The 4406-nt window shown below is 61.3% G+C and carries 6 protein-coding genes and 1 pseudogene; 3 read left to right on the top strand and 4 right to left on the bottom strand.

All coding sequences use genetic code 11. From position 1 onward, the window contains the following. Positions 1-112, bottom strand: a pseudogene (locus EN893_RS39315) (peptidase); the annotation flags it as partial. 491 nt (positions 113-603) lie between these two features. On the opposite strand from EN893_RS39315, the gene EN893_RS17745 reads away from it, so the two are divergent. The 3 genes from EN893_RS17745 to EN893_RS17755 all read left to right on the top strand — a co-directional run bounded on the left by EN893_RS17745 (position 604) and on the right by EN893_RS17755 (position 1956). Further along, the gene (locus tag EN893_RS17745) at positions 604-816 is read left to right on the top strand and encodes a cold-shock protein (RefSeq protein WP_006202520.1); all 213 of its coding nucleotides are present in this window, start codon (positions 604-606) and stop codon (positions 814-816) included. Positions 817-1135: 319 nt separating this feature from the next. After that, entirely contained in the window at positions 1136-1348 is a 213-nt protein-coding gene (locus tag EN893_RS17750; protein WP_013530020.1) for a cold-shock protein, read from the top strand. Positions 1349-1524: 176 nt separating this feature from the next. Further along, a complete protein-coding gene (locus tag EN893_RS17755) occupies positions 1525-1956 on the top strand; it encodes a BA14K family protein (protein ID WP_127268420.1) in 432 nt (143 codons plus the stop codon). Between the two features lie 226 nt (positions 1957-2182). Here the strand turns inward: EN893_RS17755 and EN893_RS17760 are convergent, their stop codons facing one another. The 3 genes from EN893_RS17760 to EN893_RS17770 form a co-directional block, all read right to left on the bottom strand. Beyond that, positions 2183-2821 (bottom strand): MBL fold metallo-hydrolase, encoded by a 639-nt coding sequence (locus tag EN893_RS17760; RefSeq protein ID WP_127268419.1) that lies wholly within the window; start codon positions 2819-2821, stop codon positions 2183-2185. A gap of 137 nt (positions 2822-2958) precedes the next feature. Then, positions 2959-3276 (bottom strand): hypothetical protein, encoded by a 318-nt coding sequence (locus EN893_RS17765; protein ID WP_023809804.1) that lies wholly within the window; start codon positions 3274-3276, stop codon positions 2959-2961. Positions 3277-3421: 145 nt separating this feature from the next. After that, a complete protein-coding gene (locus tag EN893_RS17770) occupies positions 3422-4315 on the bottom strand; it encodes a branched-chain amino acid aminotransferase (RefSeq protein ID WP_127268418.1) in 894 nt (297 codons plus the stop codon). Positions 4316-4406: the final 91 nt, after the last annotated feature.

Genomic DNA, 4406 nt, shown 5'->3' on the forward strand with positions numbered 1-4406 from the left:
GCGGGCGTGGCCCTGGTCCCTCATCGACGACAACAGTGCAGGCGGCAAGAACTGCCGACAGCAACAGGATGACAAAACCCTGCCGCGAAAAGATTGCCGCCAGAAATTTCATGATGATCTCCCACGATCGGTCCCCGGTTACCGATCCTCGCCATTCCCTTGCCAAATGCAACCCCCGTTTGAGCTCGGCAACCGACAACGGCGCCTGGACCGAAAGGGAGGTCAGCGCGCCGCGATGTCTGGCCCATTCGTGGCCCGGCTCTGGCCGATGACCCGGCCGGCAAGCAAGCCTATGCCGAGCCCATCGATGCTCAGGTCAGTCGATTGATGCGTCGGGATGCGCCAGTACGGCGGCCCGCGGCGGTATCTTGCAACCATCACGTTTCCGTGCGATAAATTCCGTGTTCGGGCATTTGCGACCCGGAGAGCGGAACGTTTTGGACGACCTTTCCCCGATACTGTGAATCTCTGACGGCCCCGTTTTCGGCGGGGGGTTTGACCATGCGCCAATGCATGACTGCCGAAGCAACCACCGGGAACTGCCCTTTGCGCCAGGCGGCGGGCGGGACCACCAAAGACTGAACGGGTGAAGGAGTTTCCCCAATGGCCCAGACCGGCACCGTTAAATTCTTCAACGCGACCAAAGGCTTCGGTTTCATCACGCCCGATGGTGGCGCCAAGGATGTGTTCGTCCATATCTCCGCGATCGAAGCCTCCGGCTTGCGCACGCTCGTTGACGGCCAGAAGGTCACCTTCGACGTCGAGCCGGACCGCATGGGCAAGGGCCCCAAGGCCGTCAACCTCCGCGCAGCCTGAGCCATCGGCGCGCCGCATGTCACTCGGACGTGCGACGGAGGCTCCATGCCTGCACCTGGCCTGGAGAGGGATCTGAATTTTGAAAGGCGCGGCGATCTTCGTCGCGCCTTTTCCTTATCGAAGGCGCGGGCCGGTGATGTCGCCCAAGCCGCCAGGTTCTGGGCTACGACTTGCATAAAACAAAGACCCAAAGCGTGCCGCAACGTGCTTTAGACGCCCGCAAAACTTTCTCTTGCCGATGACGCTAAAATAAAGGACAAATTTCCACTCGGGCATTTGCCGGCCCGAGACTGGAGTTTATGGGACAAAGGAGCTTCCCATGCCGCAGACCGGCACCGTCAAATTCTTCAACCATGCCAAGGGCTTCGGCTTCATCACGCCCGATGATGGCGCGAAGGATGTTTTCGTCCATATTTCAGCCGTGCAGGCGTCCGGCCTTCCCGGCCTGGAGGATGGCCAGAAAGTGTCGTTCGACACCGAGCCGGACAAGCGCGGCAAGGGACCCAAGGCCGTCAATCTGTCGGTCGGCTGAGCCGGCTTGGACCGGCGATGGTTTTCGCTCCCTGGAGGCGTGTGACCTTTGACGCCTGGTGTGAATAAATTCGTCGAAATCCGTTCAGCCCCCGTTCAGCCACGGTTGCATATTAGTCTTTGGTAAAGCCGGACCGCATCCCCGAAACTACACGGGCCGGCACGAAGGAGACCGAGATGAACCGAATTTTCAAGACCGCCGTCCTGGCCGCTGCCGTGGTCGCCACCACGCTTTCGGCCTTGCCCGCCGCCAACGCACGTGATTGGCGCCGCCATCATGGCCATCATGGCAACGGCGATGCCATTGCCGCCGGCGTGCTCGGCCTCGCGGCCGGTGCGCTGATCGGCGGCGCATTGGCCAATGACCGCCCGCCGCCCGACGCTGACCGCTACTACGATGACGGTTACTACGATCGTGACGTGGTGGTGCGCCCGGCCCCGGTCCGCCGCTACTATGCGGAGCCGCGGGTGGTCTACGCTGATCGTTATGCCGAGCCGTGGACGCGTGATTGGTACGAATACTGCTCGGACCGCTACCGCACCTTCAATTCCCGCACCGGCACGTTCACCGGTAATGACGGCGAACAGCATTTCTGCACGGCGAACTAAACCAGGGCCTCCCTGCCCCAACAGAAAAGCGCTGACCGCAAGGCCAGCGCTTTTCTGTTTGGAGCATCACAGGATTGGGGCAGGCGAATATCGGCACGCCCTACAGCAATTCCAGGAAAAGTGTGAAACGGTTTCCCGGGAAAAGCGCGAAGCGTTTTCCCTTGGGAATTGAGTCAGAACAAAGGGTTAGAGCGGCCCCGCCGTTTCCGTGAAATGGTGAATTGCTCTAAACGAGAAAAGGATTGGTCCGCCTCTCCTCGCCAAAACGTCCGCCGGGACCGTGGCCGCAGATGAAGCCGATGTCGTCGCCGAGCGGCAGGAGCTTGTCCTTGATCGAAGCGATCAGTGCCGCATGGTCGCCACCCGGCAGGTCGGTGCGGCCGACCGAGCCGCGGAACAGCACGTCGCCGACATGGGCGAACTTGGCCGCGCGGTTGTAATATACGACGTGACCTGGTGCATGGCCGGGGCAGTGCAGCACCTCGAACACATGGCCGCCGAACGACACGGTCTCGCCTTCGGACAGGAACCGGTCGGGCACGCAGTTGCGCGCTCCGGCGATGCCGTAGCGCTTGCCTTGGTTTTCCAGATTGTCGAGCAGCGACTTGTCGGCCTCATGCGGACCGATGATCTCGACGCCGAGCGCCTCCTTCAACTCCATTGCGCCGCCGGCATGGTCGATGTGGCCATGCGTTATCCAGATCGCCCCGGCTGAGATCGCATTGTCCTTCAGCACCGCCAGCACCTTGTCGATATCGCCGCCAGGATCGACGACGACGCCATGCTTGTCATCCATGTCGAACAGGATGGTGCAATTCTGCTGGAACGGTGTGACCGGCACGATGCCGGCATTGAGCTGACCCATGATCGTCCTTTCGATGTTCACGGGTGATGTAGAGGCGCGGACAAAGGGCGTCCACCCTCGCAAGACGAACATCGGTAGCTCCGAAAACGGAAATGGGCGGCCGAAGCCGCCCATTTGAAAAGACCTTAACGGCCCGCCTACTTCTTCATGGCGCCCATGACCGCGCCGAGAATGGCGGTCAGGATCGCGCCGCCGCCGGCGCCGCCGACGATGTTCTGCAGGTTCAGCGCGCTGCCGAGACCGCTCGTTGCTGCTGCCGCAGCCGCCGGATCGACCGCACCGCCACCCAGCAGGCTGCCGAGGATCGCCGCACCGCCGACGCCGCCAATGGCTCCGCCCAGGATTTTGGGAAGCTGACCCATCGCCGCCGTCTTGAGCGCCGCACCGACCGCCTGACCACCGATGACGCCAGTAATCACCTGTATGATGATCGGAAGAAGCGTGTTCATGTCCATATGATTAGTCCCTCCATAGCTGTCAGCCTCCCGGGCCGACACCATCATGAGACGCCGAATTGGACGAAAGTCAAATGCAGAAACGCTGAAATAAAAGGGGCGGCCCGAAAACCGCCCCTACTTCCTAAAAAAGCTGTGACTTTCGTTATTCTGCGGCGATCGCGTGCTTGGGCTGAACGGCCGCAGAATAGTCATTCATAAGATTCTTGGCTATTTCGCCGACCTCGAATCGGTAAGGCCCGATCTCGGAAACCGGCGTCACTTCCGCCGCCGTCCCGGTCAGGAAGCACTGCTCGAAGCTTTCCAGCTCTTCCGGCAGGATGGCGCGTTCAATCACCTCCAGGCCGCGATCCTTGGCCAGCCCAATGACCGTGCGGCGGGTGATGCCGTCGAGGAAGCAGTCAGGCTTGGGTGTGTGGATCTTGCCCTCCTTGACGAAGAAGATGTTGGCTCCGGTCGCTTCGGCGACCTGGCCACGCCAGTCGAGCATCATGGCGTCGGCATAGCCCTTGGCCTCGGCGGCGTGCTTGGACATGGTGCAGATCATGTAGAGGCCGGCTGCCTTCGACCTGGAAGGCGCGGTGCGCGGGTCGGGCCGGCGCCATTCCGCCACATCGAGACGGATGCCTTTCAGCTTCTGCGCAGGATCGAAATAGCTCGGCCATTGCCAGATGGCGATGGCACAGTTGATGCGGTTGTTCTGCGCCGAGACGCCCATCTGCTCACTGCCGCGCCAGGCAATCGGCCGGACATAGGCGTCCTGGAAACCCTGCTTCTTGAGAAGCGTGGATGAGGCGTCGTTGAGCTCGGCCACCGTATAGGGGATATTGAAACCGAGCAGGCGTGCCGATTCATGCAGGCGCTCGGTGTGTTCGTTGAGCTTGAAGATCTCGCCGCCATAGGCGCGTTCTCCCTCGAAAACGGCGCTGGCGTAATGCAGCCCGTGCGTCAGCACATGGATCTTGGCGTCACCCCATTGGACGAATTCGCCGTTCATCCAGATGGAGCCATCGAGTTGATCGAAGGGAACGGATGCCATGGTAACCTCCCACGGGCGGCAGCCCGGATACTTGTATCGTTGTGTGTTTCGTGTCGGCCGCCCAAAGCGGCTTTTATGGTGGAGCGTAAGC

The organism is Mesorhizobium sp. M7A.F.Ca.CA.004.04.2.1, assembly GCF_004022825.1.
In the GTDB taxonomy this organism is placed as follows: domain Bacteria; phylum Pseudomonadota; class Alphaproteobacteria; order Rhizobiales; family Rhizobiaceae; genus Mesorhizobium.